Consider the following 1,015-nt stretch of genomic DNA (forward strand, 5'->3'; position numbering starts at 1 on the left):
GAAAACCGTTTCTGTGCCGGAAATGAAAAGGGTCGCCGTGATAAACCCGCTTATCACCGGAAAACCGGCGTGGCACTCATATGGCGCTGGTCCGCCAGTCCGGGCGTGCGGCGACGACCTTCGATGATCCGCGCTGGCGCGATACATATATCCCCGCGCCCGAGGTAAAACAGAGTTGATTAGGTAAAACCGGTTGACTAACTTCGCCGCAAAAGCAGTGGCTTCGCTAAATGAGGTAACGCTGAGGTTCCGAGCGCACACTCTGAAGAGAGCTGACTTTCGGTTGGGCGCGGAACCAGTCGTGGGGCAGATAGCCCAAGAGCCGGCTTTGGCCGCGCGGTGTGATTCGAATCACTGTGCCGGTTTCTTCTGTGTTCGGACGCGCCGTGCTTGAATGGCCGGACCTGTTTTTTTCTTCCGTAGCGAGTTTGCCAACTGTTGCTCAACTTCGACTATCAGATCGCTGGCGGTGCAGCCGAGCGCCTTCGCGAGCGTAAACAGCATCGTCAACGTTGGTTGATAGTGTCCCAACTCGAGCTTGCTGACATAGACGCGCTGGATGTCGGCCTCAAACGCCAACTGTTCCTGCGTAAGACAGGCCTCGAACCTGCGCTTGCGCAATACGATTCCGAAGGCGTCTGATGGCTCCAAATTTGCTCCCGTGAAATGGGAGCACTCTCGGTTTAACGCTATAATTTGTCTTCATAGTGAACTATGAATTAAGGTCTGCGTCTCTGCCATTGTGAAAAAAAGTTGTGGCGTCCCAAGGCATCAACAGGACATGGATTGCGAAATTTATTCTCGTGCCATGGCAAGCGTTGCGACAGTGCCGCAATGATCTTCCGGTGGTCTGGGAGGCTACGCGTCACCGGTTGAAGATATGTGGATACACCGGACAGGCGGCCGTCTACGCGGGGGCGGCCTGACCGCGCGGTCAGAACAACCCGAAGAATCAGTTTTAAGGAAAGAAACATCAATGTTGGTGACGGATGCTACGTGGGCAGAAACCCATCCG

1 protein-coding gene is annotated in these 1,015 nt (G+C 54.8%); it reads right to left on the reverse strand.

Annotated elements, in window-relative coordinates; genetic code table 11:
• Positions 1–351 precede the first annotated feature (351 nt).
• Positions 352–651 carry a helix-turn-helix domain-containing protein gene (locus M0D67_RS42025; protein ID WP_266243695.1) on the reverse strand — a complete coding sequence of 100 codons (300 nt, stop codon included), beginning with the start codon at positions 649–651 and terminating at the stop codon, positions 352–354.
• Positions 652–1,015 lie beyond the last annotated feature (364 nt).

The organism is Paraburkholderia sp. SECH4, assembly GCF_030511745.1.
Lineage (GTDB): Bacteria > Pseudomonadota > Gammaproteobacteria > Burkholderiales > Burkholderiaceae > Paraburkholderia > Paraburkholderia madseniana.